The organism is Paenibacillus camerounensis (assembly GCF_000723885.1).
Lineage (GTDB): Bacteria > Bacillota > Bacilli > Paenibacillales > Paenibacillaceae > Paenibacillus_AQ > Paenibacillus_AQ camerounensis.
Window position 1 is genome coordinate 1 of record NZ_CCDG010000078.1, and the last position, 17,698, is coordinate 17,698.

Annotated in this window: 14 protein-coding genes and 1 pseudogene; 10 read left to right on the forward strand and 5 right to left on the reverse strand. The window is 50.0% G+C overall.

All coding sequences use genetic code 11. From position 1 onward, the window contains the following. Positions 1-691 (reverse strand): response regulator (locus BN3772_RS25350; RefSeq protein ID WP_157643651.1); only part of this gene is annotated, 691 nt, incomplete at its 3' end. Then, the gene (locus BN3772_RS25355) at positions 681-2,450 is read right to left on the reverse strand and encodes a cache domain-containing sensor histidine kinase (RefSeq protein WP_042203108.1); all 1,770 of its coding nucleotides are present in this window, start codon (positions 2,448-2,450) and stop codon (positions 681-683) included. The genes BN3772_RS25350 and BN3772_RS25355, both read right to left, overlap by 11 nt. Before the next feature lie 255 nt (positions 2,451-2,705). On the opposite strand from BN3772_RS25355, the gene BN3772_RS25360 reads away from it, so the two are divergent. Beyond that, positions 2,706-2,921, forward strand: coding sequence for a hypothetical protein (locus tag BN3772_RS25360; RefSeq protein ID WP_042203109.1), 216 nt, complete (start codon positions 2,706-2,708; stop codon positions 2,919-2,921). A 317-nt stretch (positions 2,922-3,238) separates the two neighbouring features. On the opposite strand, the gene BN3772_RS25365 is transcribed toward BN3772_RS25360, so the two are convergent. After that, positions 3,239-3,760, reverse strand: coding sequence for a hypothetical protein (locus tag BN3772_RS25365; RefSeq protein WP_042203110.1), 522 nt, complete (start codon positions 3,758-3,760; stop codon positions 3,239-3,241). Between the two features lie 198 nt (positions 3,761-3,958). On the opposite strand from BN3772_RS25365, the gene BN3772_RS25370 reads away from it, so the two are divergent. Both BN3772_RS25370 and BN3772_RS25375 read left to right on the forward strand, forming a co-directional pair. After that, positions 3,959-4,471 carry a sigma-70 family RNA polymerase sigma factor gene (locus BN3772_RS25370; protein WP_086074754.1) on the forward strand — a complete coding sequence of 171 codons (513 nt, stop codon included), beginning with the start codon at positions 3,959-3,961 and terminating at the stop codon, positions 4,469-4,471. A gap of 13 nt (positions 4,472-4,484) precedes the next feature. Beyond that, positions 4,485-5,942 (forward strand): DUF4179 domain-containing protein, encoded by a 1,458-nt coding sequence (locus tag BN3772_RS25375; protein WP_042203111.1) that lies wholly within the window; start codon positions 4,485-4,487, stop codon positions 5,940-5,942. Between the two features lie 336 nt (positions 5,943-6,278). On the opposite strand, the pseudogene BN3772_RS25380 reads toward BN3772_RS25375, so the two are convergent. Next, positions 6,279-6,800: pseudogene (locus BN3772_RS25380) on the reverse strand (C40 family peptidase); the annotation flags it as partial. A gap of 183 nt (positions 6,801-6,983) precedes the next feature. Then, complete coding sequence (locus BN3772_RS25385) at positions 6,984-7,841, reverse strand: helix-turn-helix domain-containing protein (protein WP_042203112.1); 858 nt, start codon at positions 7,839-7,841, stop codon at positions 6,984-6,986. Positions 7,842-8,103: 262 nt separating this feature from the next. Here BN3772_RS25385 and BN3772_RS25390 point away from each other — a divergent pair, with 262 nt between their 5' ends. The 7 genes from BN3772_RS25390 to BN3772_RS25420 all read left to right on the forward strand — a co-directional run bounded on the left by BN3772_RS25390 (position 8,104) and on the right by BN3772_RS25420 (position 17,600). Continuing rightward, positions 8,104-9,303 carry an MFS transporter gene (locus BN3772_RS25390; RefSeq protein WP_042203114.1) on the forward strand — a complete coding sequence of 400 codons (1,200 nt, stop codon included), beginning with the start codon at positions 8,104-8,106 and terminating at the stop codon, positions 9,301-9,303. Positions 9,304-9,405: 102 nt separating this feature from the next. After that, on the forward strand, positions 9,406-10,227 hold the full coding sequence (locus tag BN3772_RS31600; protein ID WP_042203115.1) for a methyl-accepting chemotaxis protein: 822 nt from the start codon (positions 9,406-9,408) through the stop codon (positions 10,225-10,227). 173 nt (positions 10,228-10,400) lie between these two features. After that, positions 10,401-13,082, forward strand: a complete 2,682-nt coding sequence (locus BN3772_RS25400; protein WP_042203116.1) for a sensor histidine kinase — start codon at positions 10,401-10,403, stop codon at positions 13,080-13,082. After that, on the forward strand, positions 13,075-13,794 hold the full coding sequence (locus BN3772_RS25405; RefSeq protein WP_042176729.1) for a response regulator: 720 nt from the start codon (positions 13,075-13,077) through the stop codon (positions 13,792-13,794). Before BN3772_RS25400 ends, BN3772_RS25405 begins: the two co-directional genes overlap by 8 nt. 540 nt (positions 13,795-14,334) lie before the next feature. Continuing rightward, on the forward strand, positions 14,335-14,508 hold the full coding sequence (locus tag BN3772_RS30775) for a hypothetical protein (protein WP_157643653.1): 174 nt from the start codon (positions 14,335-14,337) through the stop codon (positions 14,506-14,508). Between the two features lie 306 nt (positions 14,509-14,814). Continuing rightward, positions 14,815-16,296 (forward strand): Lsa family ABC-F type ribosomal protection protein, encoded by a 1,482-nt coding sequence (locus BN3772_RS25415; RefSeq protein WP_042203118.1) that lies wholly within the window; start codon positions 14,815-14,817, stop codon positions 16,294-16,296. 83 nt (positions 16,297-16,379) lie between these two features. Beyond that, positions 16,380-17,600, forward strand: coding sequence for a PucR family transcriptional regulator (locus BN3772_RS25420; protein ID WP_042203120.1), 1,221 nt, complete (start codon positions 16,380-16,382; stop codon positions 17,598-17,600). The last annotated feature ends 98 nt before the right edge of the window (positions 17,601-17,698 follow it).

The window sequence follows — 17,698 nt, forward strand, 5'->3', positions numbered from 1 at the left end:
TGTCTGCCAGCTCCTCGATAATCCGCATCATCACGTACTTGAACAGGGAGAGATCCTTAGGATGAAACGTCTGGGACAATGCGCTATAACGGTCAATGCTGACCATCCCCATCACGAATGCCGCCTTCGGCCGGTGCCAATCCACAAAATCACAGGTGCTGTTCAGCTTGGAGAGGGACTGCACGGCGCCGGAGCGGATATCGAGGATAAGCTGCTTGCGCAGCAGCGGCTGGCTGTCCTGCAGATGCTTGCGCTCTTCAATGGAGAGCAGCATTTTTTCCCGGTCGGCTTCAATTTCTTTGCGGGCCTGGTCGAGAATCTCCAGCAGCTCCTGGTAACCTGAGGTTACCTTCAGCAGATAGCCCAGCGCCCCAAGCATAACCGCCTTACGGGCAAATTCAAACTCCTGAAAGCTCGACAAAATAATTACCTTAACCCGCGGCATCAGCCGCTTCAGCTCCTCCGTCAGCTCCAGCCCGTTCATCCGGGGCATTACGACATCCGTAATAACAATGTCAGGACTAAGCTGTCTGCACAGCTCCAGCGCTTCCTCACCATCCTCAGCCTCGCCAACGATCTCAAACCCATGCTCCTCCAGCGGAAAAGCATAACGGAACCGTTCGCGGATCAGCGCTTCATCATCCACAACGACACAGCGTATTTTATCCAGTACCACCGAATTAGTGCCCATCTGCGGGTGCTCCTTTCACTGCCGGGAATGAAATGATAATTGTCGTGCCGGCCCCCTCTGTGGTTTCAATCTTGAGGCCGTATGCATCGCCGAACTGCAGCTGCAGACGTTCATGGACATTGCGCAGACCCATCGATGAATAGCGGGGAAGCCCTGCGTCAGCGTCAGCATCAGAATCGGAATCAGTAGTGGAAGGGTCCAGCAGGCCGGCAAGACGGTCCGGAGCGATACCGGTACCATTATCCGCTACATACAGCTGCACGAGCCGGGAATTTATCTGCTTTCCGCCGACAATGATCTGCCCGTCACCGCGCCGTTTCTCTTTTATTCCGTGAAAAATCGCATTTTCCACTATCGGCTGCAGCGTCAGCTTTAATAGGCTATAGTCCAGAAGCTCATCGTCAACGTTATAATGAACCTCAAACTTGTTCTGATAGCGGATCTGCTGCAAAAACACATAATACTTCAGTCCTTGCAGCTCATTGCGCAAACTGGTCAGCGCCTCACCTTTGCCCATCGAATAATCCAGCAGATTAACGAGTGCATGCAGCACCTTGGCGATTTCATCCGTCCGCTTCAGATCGACCAGGGCATTGATGGAATTGAGCGTATTGTAGAGAAAATGCGGGTTAATCTGAGCCTGCAGCGCGCGGAACTCGTATTGCTTTTTCATCTTCTCTATTCTCAGCTTGTCGTCAATCAGCTCTCCGATATGGTCCAGCATCACATTAAAGGAATCGGCGAGGGTACGAAATTCATCCTTGCGCTTTAACTGGACACGCAGCCCCAGATTGCCTTTCTGGATGCGGCGCATCTGCAGAATCAGGCCTGAGATCGGACCGTCGATGTATCGGGCAAGAAAGAAGGAGATCACCAGCGACAGCAGGATGAAAAATAATACAAGATAGATAGCATAAGCTCTCAGTTGAGTGACCGGTGCGAGAATATCCTGCTTGCCGACAAAGCTGGCCAGACGCCAATCCTGCGAGTTAGGGCTGCCGAACAGAGCCACGAATTCTCCGCCGTTCTCCGCATAAAGCGGGTGGAAGCCCCCGGCATCCTGCTGCAGGTAATGTTGAATCTGGGGAAAAAGCCCGCTGTATTCATCCTGCCGTACCTTAACAGAGCTGAGTATTGGCTGGATTTCCGGGTTGAACAGTAAAATAGAGGTAGTAGGGGAGGGGTTCATGCCGGCAATCAGCTCATTGAGGGCCAGCAGATCAATATCCGCCGCAAGGATACCCTGAATCTCCATCCCCCTGTAAACGGTTACGGCCATGGTCAGGACAAGGCCTTTATTCTCCGACTGGTAAGGTCCGGCGGTCTGCAGAGAGGTCCAGCTGGTCCGGGCTCCGTTAAACAGCTTTTCCATAAAGGGCTCCGGCAGCACGGTGGTCTGCACCGTTTCGTAAATCGAATGATCAGGGGCAATGAAATACATGCCTCTTGAAAAAGGATACACGGAATACTGATACATGCGCAGAACACTGGTTACGCCTTCACGCGACTGGTCTGTTTCCGACAGCTTACCGGCCAGCTGGCCGAGCGGGGCTTTGATGTCCGAAAGAATCCGTTCCAGCTGCTCGGATTGACGGTCAGAATAGGATTTCATCTGGCTCATCTGTTTTTCGGTTAACAGGTCTGTAATATACCGGTAGGCGATCAGGCTGATCGACAGCGCAACCGTCAGCATGCAGGCGAGGATGATCACGAACATTTTGAAGCGGATTTTGTGCATAAAAAGCAGCAGCTTTCTCATAGCCGGCGTTCCTCCGCATGTTTGACCTGTAGGTCCAGTTTAACGACCCGTTTTCTCTGCTGTCAATGCACGAGGTAAAGTGGATAGATTTCTCCACCTTTTTGTAGCTGTGTGGGATATGAACCAGACTCCGGTCTAGTTCATGGTATCATCTATTAGTCTATTGATATTGTAACGCTGGGGGGCACCTTTTATTATCAGTTTACCCCCAATAAAGCCCCTTTTTATAATCTAAAAATCCTTAAAGCATTTGCTATGGCGTTAGACCGTGAACTAATCGGCGGCATTCCCGCCTATGGTTTAATTCCATACGGTGTGCTGGGAGCGAAGCTGGATTACCGCTCGGAGGTTAGTGATGAAGGCTACATCAGCGAGGATATTGCCCAGGCCAAAAGATTGCTGCAGGAAGGACTTAAAGAAGGGGGGCATACGAAGCTCCCAAGCTTTAAGATTAGCCTCAATGAAGGCTAAGATCATACTCAGGCGGCCAGAACACATACCGTTGAAAAGTGATCGCCACCCCGCCGCTCATTATCTAAACAACAAGACCAGCCTCCATATCCGGGGCTGGTCTTGTTTGTGGAGGCTTAAGGTGGGGGGGATCAACGGCAAAAATGCCTCTGATTTCAGCCGAAGCGGCTTGATTCGCGAAATGAAAGGCAAAAGTGCCTCTGATTTCACCGAAAGCGGCTAGATGCGCGAAATGAGAGGCAAGAATGCCTTTGATCGATGGCCCATCCAAACCCGCCTAAACCCCGGAACTCTTTTTAACGATGCCCGCTACTATCTCACCTGACTCCAGCATCATCCAGCCGGATCTCGGCCACCTCGCCGCTGCTGTTAACACACCAGAACTCCAGAGTCAGCTTTTGTTCCCGGTCAATATAGCCGATGATGTCTGCACCCTGTTCACCTGATTTGTAATATTTATTTCCGTAGAGCGCCAGTACTTTTTCTTTGGAGTCACCGGTATGTATGCCTTTCGCAGTCTGCAGAGGGTTATCCGGGCCGGAGATGATCAGCCGCATGATGGTACCCTTTTGTGAACCACTGTTAATGGAAGCAGTACTTAAGCCGCCTTCCCATCCATAGTAGTCGTACATTTCATTATTTTGTTTGTCCAGCGGCTGCTGATACATATCGGTAAAAGAACTGTTGCTGATGTTATCCCGTACCTTAACGCCGCCGATTGACTCCGCTGATAGGTCAGTAGACCGCGCCAGCAGCTGTGGCCTGATTAAGAAACAACTAATCAATAGTACTGCAATTAGTCCGGTAGCCGCACTCCACATCATTTTTTTAGTATGCATAATCCCTCCAACTTCAGAAATGTACATATAATGGAATAGTTTATAATGTCTATGTAAGCTTATCATAGATAAGTAATATGAAAAAGTTTACAGAAATCAATCGTTTTGTACACGCACGGCGTCTTACATATAGATACACGATATAGGGGGCCCCTATAAAGAAGCTGTATTCCTAAAGGAGAGGGGGAGCAGAATAGGATGGAGCATACCATGCATGAGATCCGTCAGGCGGATATTGCCTTATTAGATGAAGAGGCTTTTTTCAAACGGCTGTATGTCGAGCACCGCAAATTGTATGCCATTGCCTACAGTTATATGCGGAATGAAGCGGACGCGCTGGAAGCGGTGCAGGAGGCATCCTGCCGGGCTTGGATCAAGCGCAAAAAGCTGAAGGACGGGCAGTCCTTCACACCCTGGCTGATCCGGATTACCATTAACTGCTGTATGGACGAGCTGAGGCGCAAAAAACGGGTATTCCCGGCGGAAAGGCTGTCAGAGGAAGCGGCTCAGGAGATGCAGAGCAACGAGCGGATTGATCTGGAGCGGGCGATACACCGGCTGAAGCCGAAATACCGGCATACGATTGTGCTTAAGTATTACCAGGACATGACGGTGCCGCAAATTGCAGAGGTGCTGAAGAAACCGGAGGGTACGGTCAAAACCTGGCTCCGCGACGGGCTGAAGCAAATGCGTGCCTATCTGCAGAAATAAAGGAGGCGAAACAATGAAGGAATTAGAAGAGCAGCTTCTGCAGCAGAATGCAGATGAAGTGAAGCAGCTGACGGAGGCTATGCCGGAGATGAAGATTTATCAGGCGATGCAAAGCGGCGTCAGGACTGGAAAGCAGTTATCCCGGAGAAAAAGGCTGATGTCGGGTCTAAAAGTCACAGTGGCCGCTGCTGCGGTTGTTGTACTGCTGTTTGCTTTTCTGAAAATCCCTGATAAAGCTGTGGAATATACGGTCCAAACGGAAAATACGGCTAACACCGGGATGAATTTCAGCCAGATTGATGCTTCACTTATCAGGAATAAGCCCCTGCTTAATGCACTCAATCAGAATCTGCTCCAGCCGGTAAATAAAGGAGTGGAAAAAGCAGGCCTTAAGGTGGAAATTACAGGTGCAGTAAGTGACGGACGGCAGGTATACATTTTGTACAGTGTGCAGAATCAAACGAAACAGACGGTTACCCACGCCGAGTTCGGGCTGGAGCTTGGTGCCTTAAAGGCGGCTAACCTCGGTGCAAGCCTTGAGATGCTGGGTAATGACAGCCAGATACGCGCAGGAGAAACCCTGTACTTTGTCTATTCCAATATTCTTTCACCTGAAACAGATTATCCGGAGGAAGCAAAATACAACGTCGTCCTGACCCAAACCTCGGATATAGCATTAAGCTCCAGCAGCAATAAATACCGTACAAGTCTGGAGGTCTCCTTTAAGCTGGATACGGATATGCTTCAGGACCGCAACCGGTCATGGACTGCCAGGCAGGATCTGACTGTTGCCGGACAAAAGCTTACAGTCAACCAGGTGCTGTTTACCCCATTAAGCACATACGTGGATATTAAGGCGGATGAGCGTAACACCAGTCAGGTGTATGGACTGATTAATCCTGTTCTGATAGGCAGAAGCGGAGAAAAGATTATTAAGTCGTATTATCCGACCCTTATTACAGCGGACAATTCAGAGCTCTGGAATGACCGGTCCCGGTTCACGCTTGTGTATAACAGTAAAGAGTACCTTGCGCTGGATAGCCTGTCTCTCAAAACCTTCGGCATCGCAGCGGCCGATAAGAATAAGCTGAAGCTCGTTATTGATCTGAACAGGCGTCAGTTAATTGAGGCGCCAGACGGACTTTCAGTAAAAAGTCAGTCTGAATCAGCAAAATCAGGTGTGATTACCTTCCAGAACAAACGGGAATCCGTTGAGACGCAGGGCAGTTTCATAATGCGACTGGCAGAGAATTATACGGATGCAGACGGAAAAGTGTACACGAGACCGGGAGGGGAAGGGTTCTTTACACAATCAGTGTCCCGGGGTGCTAAAACCTTTGACGAGGAGTATGATTACAACTTTGGATTGCAGGCTATTGATTATCCGCAGCCGTTGACTGTTGAAATCGAGCGCTACTGGAATCCGGTGATGGATACGCAGTCGGTAAACCTGGTTCCTGAACATAAATAAATGTACTTTGCTGCAAGATATAAACAAGCCGATCCTGTTTAATAACAGAATCGGCTTGTTTGCCGTAGCAGTATTGTTATGCCTGACGGTTTAACGGAAATTGCTGAACCATCCCCAGTTGAAGCCCGAGGCTTGATCCTGCGAAGAACTGCCGGATGAATCTGACGCTGTGTCAGCTGCAGTATCCGCGGCAGGAGCAGTCTGTGGTGCGGTTTCTGTCTCGGTTATCGGCTTGGCCGTGCCGGATGTATTCTCTGCAGAACCGGCAGCTGAGCCGCTTTCGGCGTCTGTTTTTGAACCTGAGTCTGCTGTACTGATGTCTTGACTATCTGACGGCAGCACTCTCCGCGCAGTGGTGTAATGCTCATCCCACCAGCCGCTGTCCAGATCCGTAACGGTTACACCGCCTTCTCCATAAGTGTGCAGGATTTTACCGTCTCCGATATATACGGCTACATGATGGATGGGGGAATAGAAGAACACCAGGTCACCCGGCTGCAGCTGATTTCTGGCGATATAGGTTCCGTCGGTTGACTGCTGCTTGGAAGAGCGGGAAAGCGAAATGTCATGCTGCCCGAAAATGAACTGGGTGAACGAGGAACAGTCGAAGCTGCTCGTATTTCCTGCCTCAGCACCGTATTCATACTTGACTCCCTTGTACTTCATGCCGGTTGCGATAATCTGCTCAGCAAGGCTGGTATTGGAAGTTGCACTTACTGTACTTTTAGCAGTAGCGGTTGCTGCATAGGCTGTGCTGCTATTATCAATAAAGCTTGTCCCGGCTGTCAAAAGAGCCGTACCCAAGCTTACGCCAACGACGAGAACGCGGAACCGGTTATTACGTTTAGTTGTATACATGTGTTACCTCCTGTGTGAGTCTGTCTGGGAATCTTCTGAACCCACTCTAACACAGATAGAAATAACAGAAATTGCTAGAGAATGTAACTTCCCAGTAATGGCAAGGGGTTGACTGCATTTATTAAGAAATGATGACAAAATTTTAAACAAATTGTTCTTGACAGAATTTATGGAAGAAAATTCTTAGTCGTTGAACATATCACGCTGATTACTTTCCCGGAATTTCCGGGGAGAGATGCCGATGACTCTGGTGAACAGGATAGAGAAATAGTTGGCATTGTCATATCCGACCATCTTGGCGATCTCCCAGATTTTTTTATCGGTGACAGCCATCAGACGCATCGCTTCGCCCATCCGGCGCTGAATTAAATAGCTGATGGGAGAGATGCCGAAATTATTTTTGTACATATGTACCAGGTAATAGGAGTCGATGTGAAAAAGCTGGGCCAGATCGGCGAGTGTCAGCTTGCGCCGGTAATGAGTGTCCAGATAAACCTTGATCTGATTGGCAAGCGAAGCCTTTTCTTCCTTGGCAGTCCGGTTCTGTAAAAGAATCATCCGTTCCAGCACCAGCAGGATGGTCTCCAGCAGATGCTGGGAGATCCGCTCATAACCTTTGTTACGCAGTGAAAATTCATTGAACAGAACCTGAATCAGCATAGCTAGCTCCCCTGTATAATGATTGGCGCGGATCACCGGCTCCCAGCCGGGCGGAACGACCCAATCCCGGAGTCCGTCTACCGGATGAAGAAACCGGAAATTGAAGTAATAGGTAGACAGCGGCTGATCAGGGTGGGATTGCTCCTGATGCAGCGTACCCCGGTTATAGATAAGCACATCCCCTTTTTGCGCCGTATAGGCTTTACCGTCAATAACATAAGAGCCGGCACCATCCTCGATATAGATAACCTCATGCAAATCCTCATGCTTGTGCAGCGCAAACTTCCATTCCGGATTGGCACTCATCTTACCTGCGTAGATCAGCTCGCTGTTAAAAGCTCCGGTGTTCATGTTCATCAGCAATCCAGCGTTATCGTCCATACCGTATCCTGCTTTCATTAAAGGTTGTAATGACAAGATATATCATCTTTTTGGGAAAGACAACAATAACGTTTATTGTTCAGGTAACGGTTCGTTTGTACAATGAAGCTCAGGATGAAAAAGCGCTGGTTGCTCCATAATGATCTATGCCCCGTGAAAGCGGAAACAAATAGGGCGGAGCCTGTATTGAAAGCGCGAAACAATATATATAACATTTTTGCGTGAGGATTGAAGTCGATCTGATCTGCATCCGGGGGGAACTATGAAAAAAGTAAATGAACGCGGCCTGGTAATTTCTTTTACCTTTATGGCCTTTCTGCTTGGAACCACAGAGTACATTATTGTCGGCCTGCTGTCTGAGATTGCCGCTTCGTTGCAGATTACGTTAGCTGTTGCCGGCAGCCTGGTATCCGGCTTCGCCATTGCCTATGCCGTGGGGACACCGGTATTAATGACACTGGTCAGCCGGCTGCCGAAGAAGCAGACTATACTGGCCGCTATAGCCCTGATTGTTGTATTTAACCTCTTCAGTGCAGTATCCGGCACCTATGGACTGATGTTATTCACAAGGATTGCGACAGCGGTGCTGTGCGGTCTGGCAATATCGCTGTCCCTGTCGGCAGTCAGTGAAGTCGTTACTCCTGCCAAGCAGGGGAAATCCGTCTCCTATATTCTGGGCGGGTTTGGTATCGCGAACGTGCTGGGCGTGCCGATCGGCACCTTTGTAGGCCAGCATTTCGAGTGGCAGGCAGCATTTATTCTGACCGCAGTGATGGGCGTTGCCGCTTTTGTGCTGAATCTAATTGTTATTCCATCTAATCTGACTAACACCAAGGCCTCGCTGAAGGATCAGCTCAGGCTGCTTGCTGACAGACGTATTATTCTTGCCTTTCTGATTCCGGTATTCGGGACCGGTGCGGTCTTCAGCATCTACACTTATATCAGACCGCTCATGGATCAGGTAATGCATATATCTGCATCATCTGTAAGCTGGGTGCTGCTCGCTTACGGGCTTGCTACCATTTTCAGCACATGGCTCGGCGGGCTTGTCGCTTCCGGCAATGCACTCGGCAGATTGAGAATTGTATTTCTGGTGCAGGCGGCGATTTATGTGCTCTTTTTCTTTGCAGCACCTGTTCCGGTTCTCGGACTTGTCTTTCTGATTCTAAGTGCATGTGTGTCCAATATCCTGAATGTTACGGCACAGCTGTATCTGATCGAGCTGGCTGTTGAGCATTCTCCGGGTTCGCGGGACTTCGCGGCCTCGCTGAACCCGGTAGCGGCCAACACCGGCATCGCCGGCGGCTCAGCTCTCGGCGGGGTGGTGGTGGGAACGAGCGGGCTTGCCGCGTTGTCCTGGACGGCTGCAGGTATTGCGCTCGCCGCGTTCGCGGTAACGGCAATCAGCTACCGTCTGAAGCAACGGTCTGTCCATCGTAAGGCACATGCTGCGGCGGCGTAGAGACGTTAGTTCAAAATTTTCTGGGTGTTCTCTTGAAAATACCCTCCAAAGTGTCGATAACATAACAGGTAGACACAGAATATACACTTTTAGGAGATAATCATGGATAACCTTACTGCACTTGTATTAGCAGCACCGATGTTTAAACAGATTCACGCCCAGGATATTATGATCGGCATTACGGACAGGGAGATTTTTCATTACTATGCACCAAGCAAGGTGCTGGATTTCGGCCTGACTAAGGGCAGTCCTGTTCCGCCTGATGACCCCTCACTTGGCAATGCCCTTGCAGGACGTGCTACAACCAACCGTTTATCAGCCGAGCTCTATGGAGCTACAGTGATTTCCTCGGCCGTTCCGGTTTATGGAGCGGAAGGTGAAGTTATAGGCGCATTTGCGATTGCTTACACACTGGAGAATGAGGACCGGATGGAGCAGCTGACCGCGAATATCAATCTGATCAGCGGCCAGCTGGTAGATATGGTGCAGAATGTGGCTGCCCAGTCTGAGGAATTATCGGCAACAACAGCCCAGATTCTTGATAATTCACGGCAAACGGTTGAAGAATCGAAGCAGGTGAATAAGGTGGCGGGCTTCATCAGGGAGATCTCGGAACAGACCAATCTGCTGGGATTAAATGCGGCAATTGAGGCAGCCCGGGTCGGCGAGCAGGGAGCAGGCTTTGGTGTCGTAGCATCCGAAGTCCGTAAGCTGTCGGTCAACACCAAGGAAGCGACAAAGACGATTGAGGATTCACTGGCGCTGGTTCAGCGTTCTATCCGCCAGATGGAGCAGGAAATCGAAGCCATTGCCGCTTCTTCCGCTGCACAGGCGGAGCTGGTTACCCAGTTCAGCGATGTCATTGAACGGCTGAACGAAACCAGCGGCGAAATGACCAGATTCATTTCCTCGATCATCCAGTAAATAGGGATACTCAAAGATGCTTCAGGGCTGTTCAACGGCTGGCCTGGAGCATCTTTTTTGTGTGCGGCAATCTTAATGCAATCTTAATGCGGTGACTGAAGTTGTAATACAATGCTGATTTTGAGCATGATATACTAGCTAACAGCAACCATAATGCCGGAAAGGGAAGTAACATGGCACATCACAGCGTACAAACGAAAAAACGCGGCAGACTGAAAATCTTTTTCGGATATGCCGAAGGCGTCGGCAAAACCAGCGCCATGCTGAATGCCGCACATGACGAGCTGCGGGATGGTGCAGATGTTGTTGCCGGATTCATTGAAACGCACGGCCGTCCGGAAACGGGAGTCCTTCTGAACGGGCTGGAGCAGCTGCCTGTGCTGGAGCTCCGCTCTAATCCGTCAAGCCGTCAAGAACGTGAGCTCAATCTGGATCAGGCGCTGCGCAGGCGTCCGGAGCTGATTCTGGTAGATGAGCTTGCACATTATAATGCTGCCGGCTGCCGCCACAAAAAACGGTATCAGGATATCGAGGAGCTTCTGCGCGCAGGGATTAATGTATATACAACGATTAATGTGCAGCATATTGAAAGCCTGCATGATGTCGTTACTGCCATCACCGGCATAACCGTTCATGAGCGGATTCCGGACAGCGTGTTTGACGGAGCGGACCAGATTGAGCTTGTAGACCTTCCGCCTGACGATCTGCTGGAACGGCTGAACAAGGGGAAGCTGGCTGCAGAAGGATTGGCGGAACCGGGCGGTCCGGCGGCGTATCTTCCGGTTTTTGTCCGAACTAAACTAATCGCCCTGCGGGAGATTGCCTTGCGTTATACCGCCGATCAGCAGGAGCGGATCACCCGGGAATCCGGCAGCAGATCAGGCAAAGACACCTATTCGACCGCAGACCACATTCTTGTCTGTCTATCCTCTGCGGCCTCCAGTAAAAAGGTCATCCGCACAGCGGCCAGAATGGCGGAGGCGTTCCGCGGGTCTTTTACCGCATTATATGTGGAAACGCCAAAGAGCAAGGAGCTGACGGCAAAAAGTAAAGCCGAGCTCCGCGACAATCTGCGCCTTGCTGAGCAGCTCGGAGCCCAGCCGGCTACCGTGTACGGAGATGATGTAGCTGGACAAATTGCAGAATACGCCGTCTCCAGCAGGGTCACCAAGATCGTGATCGGCCGTTCCCGCAGCGGTAAAAAAAGATGGATTGCCAAAGGTAATCTTATTGATAAGCTGACAGAGCTGGCTCCGAATATCGACATACATATCATTCCGGATAACCAGCCTGCGCGGCATAAGCGTCCGTTCCTCTATGTCAGGCCACAGCGCTTTTCGCTGCCGGATGCATTGAAGACGCTCGGAATATTGGCAGTATGTACGCTGATCGGGCTATGGTTTCAATATCTGGGCTTCCGTGAAGCGAATATGATTATTGTGTATATCCTTGGTGTGCTGCTCAATGCCATCGTTACCAGCGGAAGACTCTACAGCGCGGCTAATTCGGTCCTCAGTGTACTTGTGTTTAATTATCTTTTTACTGAACCCTATTACTCACTGTTGGCAGCGGACTCCGGTTATCCGGTAACCTTTCTGGTCATGCTGACCGCCTCCTTCATCAGCAGTACGCTGACAACACGGATCAAGGAACAGGCCCGCCAGAACGCACAAAAGGCTTACCGGACAGAGGTGCTTCTGGAGACGAGCCGGATCTTACAGCAGGCTGAGGATGAAGAGGCCATTATTAATGAAACGGCTGTCCAGATGGTCAAGCTGGTGGACCGGACTGTTATTTTTTACCCTGCCGGGCAGGACGGGCTGGCTGATCCGCTGGTTTATCCGAAGCCGGAAGCTGACCTGGACCCGTCTATGTATACTGGTATGAACGAATGGGCTGTTGCCGACTGGGTATACAAGAATAATAAACGTGCAGGTGCGACAACGGATACTTTTTCAGCCGCCAGCTGTCTGTATCATGCAGTAAGGGCCGGAGAGACTGTATTCGCTGTAGCTGCCGTCGTGATGGATCAGGAAGAGCCGCTCGGGATTTTTGAGAAAAGCTTGCTGATTGCGATGCTTGGTGAATGTGCCCTTGCGCTTGAGAAGGAGCAGCTAAGCAACACGCAAAAGGAAATTTCCATCCAGATCAGACAGGAGCAGCTCCGCGCCAACCTGCTGCGGGGGATATCGCATGATCTGCGCACACCGCTGACCAGCATTTCCGGCAATGCCGGTATACTGCTGGCTAACTCAAACATGCTTAGCGATGCACAGCTAAGAGGGCTGTACACAGACATTTATGATGATTCGATGTGGCTGATTAACCTGGTCGAGAACCTGCTCTCCATCACCCGAATCGACAACGGCAGCCTGAACCTTAATTTCCAGGCAGAGCTGCTGGACGAGGTGATAGCTGAAGCGCTGCTTCATGTGAACCGAAGCAGTGTTGAGCATAACATACAGGTACAGCTGGAGGATGAGCTGCTGATGGCCCGGATGGATTCACGGCTGATCATACAGGTGCTGATTAATCTGGTGGATAATGCAATCAAATATACCCAGACCGGTTCCACGATAACCATCACTGCGGGACAGGAACAGCAGACGGTAAGGGTTAGTGTTGCCGACGACGGTCCGGGCATATCGGAAGAAGCTAAGGCCAAGCTGTTCGAAATGTTCTATACAGCAGATAATCTGCGGGGGGACGGCCGCCGCGGGTTAGGGCTGGGGCTCTCGCTGTGCAAATCCATTGTGCATGCCCACGGAGGAATGATAGAGGTTATGGACAATAATCCGCAGGGAGCGGTATTCACCTTTACCCTGCAGGCTGAAGAGGTGAACGTACTTGAATAAACCTTTGATTCTGGTTGTCGAGGATGATAAGCCGATCCGCAAGCTGATTACAACTACCCTTGAGACACAGGGCTATAAATACCATACGGCTGAGACCGGGGAAGCGTCCATTCTGGAGGCGGTATCCAGCCAGCCGGACCTGATGATTCTGGATCTGGGACTGCCGGATATGGACGGGGTGGAGATTATCCGCAAAGTGCGGGCCTGGTCGAATCTCCCGATTATCGTCGTCAGTGCGCGCAGCGAGGACCGGGATAAGATAGATGCGCTGGACGCCGGGGCGGATGATTATCTGACCAAGCCGTTCAGCGTGGAGGAGCTGCTCGCCCGCCTGCGGGTCAGCCTGCGCCGTATCCGCTATGACAGCGAGAAGCTGCAGAAGGATTCGTCCGTTTTTATCAACGGAAATCTGCGGATTGATTATGCTGCCGGCTGTGTGTACATGGGCGAGGAGGAAATCCATCTGACCCCGATCGAATACAAGCTGCTCTGTCTGCTCGCCAAAAACGCGGGGAAGGTGCTGACCCACAATTATATTTTACGGGAAATCTGGGGAAGCCTTACGTATGACGTACCAGCACTGCGTGTCTTCATGGCAACCCTGCGCAAAAAAATTGAAAAGCCGCCTGTACAGTCCAAGATTATTCAGACTCACATCGGTGTGGGTTACCGGATGCTGCAGAGCGGTGAGGAGAGCAAGATAACGCAATAACAGGATTAATGCCGGATTAACAAGGCCATACTCTTTTGAGTATGGTTTATTTGTTGTATAGGAAATGATACAATGCAAACAAATGTGGATAACTCCGATGAAAAATAAAGGAGGGGTGGACGTGAAGAATCAGGAGACATGGAAGAAACGACCTGATACCACCCCTCACATTGTATTCGTTTTTTCGCATACAATTGGCCAGTTTACCCTCATGGTGGCAGAATGTATTCGTTTTTTCGTATACATTAGGCCAGGGTATGTGCCTATATTCGCTATTTCAATACAGCTGCCAAGAACAATGAACTCCTTAAGTGGGTAAGACTAAATTAAAGTTAAGCAGCTGCTAAAAGTCAGCAAATTAGGTTCTTAAGTACTCTATATAGATCCACCCTTCGGGTGGATTTGTTCTGTTATTTTGAAGGCTTTATTAATGCAATCCCAATCGTCCGGGTGAAACTCTAATCCTGAACTAACGGCAGAAGTAGTACAATTGTTACATGAAGCATAATACACAGTGCTAAGGCAAAAGGAGTCCTTACTATGGAAAAAGGTTTACAATTAGCAGGTCTGGCTGCTGTTATGCTGGTGCTGCTCTATTCTGCCAAAAGTTTCTTTTACCGCCGTGATATAAGAATGTTAGGGCATTTGGAGGATGAGGCAGCTGTCAGGAAAGCTGAGGAGGTTGTGCAGGAGATGATCGGGCGCAAAAGTTGATTTTATGTCCGCTAAGCGATGTTTTTACTACCGATAATGTGTATAATAAACAAGACTATACTTATGACAGGAGCTGACAGGATAATGTAGGATTTCTTGCGCTTATATAAAACGATAAAACAGAGTTCCGCGGGCGTCTTTTGCTTTGCGTGTTTTATGCTTTATATGCAGGAAGGTCCTTAATCCTCTCACTCATAATAATAGCCTGAGCCGCCTTTTGCCTTGAGGACGGGTTAGCTGTATTTATTTGAGCTGTGAGAAGCTGGCCTTCTTGCAGCTCATTTTAGTTGTACAGGAGGTTATTATATGTCATTGATTAATGTGACTAATCTGACGTTTGCCTACGACGGCAGCTACGATAATATATTTGAGCAGGTGAGCTTTCAGCTGGATACGGACTGGAAGCTTGGCTTCACAGGCCGAAACGGAAGAGGGAAGACGACCTTTCTGAATCTGCTGCTCGGCAAATACGAATACAGCGGAACCATTTCGGCAAAGGTTGGCTTTGACTATTTTCCGTTCCCGGTGGAGCATCCGGAGTACCTGGTATCGGACATCTGTGATGAAATCTGCCCGGATGCGGAGCGGTGGCAGTTCACACGGGAGCTCTCGTTACTGCAGGTTGAGGCAGACGATGTGCTGTACCGGCCGTTTGAAACACTGTCTAACGGGGAGCAGACCAAAGTGCTGCTGGCAGCGCTTTTTCTGAAGGAAGACCGGTTTCTGCTGATTGATGAGCCCACTAACCATCTTGATATGGAGGCAAGGCAGCTGGTAAGCCGTTATCTCGGGAATAAAAAAGGCTTCATTCTGGTATCCCATGACCGCGCTTTTCTGGATAACTGTGTGGATCATATTCTATCCATTAACAGAACCGGAATCGACATTCAAAAGGGCAGCTTCTCCGATTGGTGGGACAATAAACAGCGGCAGGATGCCTACGAGCTGGCGGAAAATGATAAGCTGCAATCAGACATCAGACGTTTATCCGATGCTGCGAGGCGAACGGGCGGCTGGTCGGATGAGGTGGAGAAAAGCAAAAACGGTACCCGTAACTCCGGCTCCAAGCTGGATAAGGGCTACGTTGGGCATAAGGCAGCCAAAATGATGAAGCGCTCCAAATCGATAGAACAGCGCCAGCAGAGCGCAATAGAAGACAAATCAAAGCTGCTCAGAAACATTGAAACCTCTGACAGACTAAAAATCACACCGCTATCCTTTCACAAAAAACAGCTGGCTGAATTCGATCAGGTCTCGGTCTTTTACGGGGAGCGGACGGTGTGCAGCGGAATCAGCTTTTCAGTTGAGCAAGGGGAGCGGATTGCGGTCTCCGGTAAAAACGGCTCTGGTAAATCCAGTGTGCTCAAGCTGCTTACCGGTGAACTTAACGGCTATTCCGGTACACTCCGAACGGGCAGCCAGCTGAAAATTTCATATGTCTCCCAGGACACCTCCTATCTGCAAGGCAGCTTAACCGAATACGCTAGGAAGCATGAAGTTGATGAAAGCCTGTTTAAAGCGATTTTGCGCAAGCTTGATTTTTCCAGGGTCCAGCTTGAGAAGGATATGGCGTCCTTCAGCGGAGGCCAGAAGAAAAAGGTGCTGATTGCCCGGAGCCTCAGCGAACAGGCACATCTGTACATCTGGGATGAACCGCTGAATTTTATTGACGTTATTTCACGGATGCAGATTGAAGAGCTGCTGCTTGAGTCAGCGCCGACCCTGCTGTTTGTGGAGCATGACCGGGAATTCTGCCGGAATGTTGCCACGAAGACAGTTGCTTTGTAAAAGACCGGCTGGCCGGATATTTCGGCTGGCCTCTTTTTGCTGTAAACTATACAATAAAATCTAAAAAAAGGGGGCTGGCCGGCATGCTGCTGAAGTGCGGGGACATTCTATCATTGCGTACACTGAAGGAATTAAAGCTTGTCGCAGGCGAGGATGGGCTGGATCGGGTCGTTACCTGGCCCTATATTGTACAGACCAATTCTGTACGGATGTGGATATTTGGCGGTGAATTGCTGTTCTTCGGCGGCTTGGGACTGCGCAGCGATTATGACAGCCTGGTTCAGCTGCTGGAGGAGGCGGAGGAGAAACATGCTGCCGGCGTGATTTTTATGGCGAATGAAGTAATGACTCCGGAGCTGATCCGCTCGCTGAAGCCGGCCGCCGACCGGCTGGGAATGCCCGTGTTCGAGCTGCCCCGTGAATCGATTCTGGTGGAGATTACAAAGGAGATTTCCGGCAAAATTTTTGAAGAGGAGAATAAACCTCCGCTTGCCGAGCACCTGCTGGAACGGCTATGCTTCGGCAACGCTGAAGCGATTAATGAAATCGTAAATAATGCCGCCTATCTGGGGATTGATCTTAGCGTCCCGTATCAGGTGGCTGTCATTTATATTGATAATTTGAACGCTTATTTAAGTAGGATGGGCAGCGAGCATAATCATCCGCTCCCCAGCTTCCTTACGTTCTACCGCCAGGTTGCTGACAGCATTGTGAAACGGTATGATGCTTCTCTGCTGACTATGCATGATGACAACAGGATCTACCTGGCCCGCAAAATCGGCTCCGAGCAGGAGCAGTCCCAAATGCTGCAGAAGATTCATGGAATCTGTGAAAGCATCAATGGCTATTTCAAAGGACTTGATGTGTATGCCTGCCTTGGCGGCATCTATTCCTATGCAACCATCCGCAGCAGCTTCCTGGAAGCGGAAAGAAGCCTGGAGCTCACCTGCCGCCTCACAACCAAGAAACGTGTCTCACTTTATGAGGACCTTGGTGTATACCAGCTGTTTTTTCATATGAAGGAAGAGGAGCTGGAACGTTACTGCAGGCGCTGGATCGGCGAGCTGGAAGCCTATGACCGCAAAAGCGGGGCGGAGCTGATCCGGACGATGGATGTTTTTTTCAATCAGCGGATGAACCTGAACGACAGTGCGGCGGCCCTGTACATTCACCGGAACACGATGAACCTGCGCATCGCACGTGTGGAAAAAATCCTCGGCAAAAGCCTGAAGGATGCGGAAACACTGCACGGTCTGCTGGTGGGCATCCTTATTCGTAACTATTTGGACCGCAAGAGTGTATAGGGATACTCATTTGACTGTTTTATGGTCATTATAAGAATTCTATGGCAGCGCAATTCCGGAAAACGGAGTTGTACTGCTTTTTTTATGCTCTCGCATGT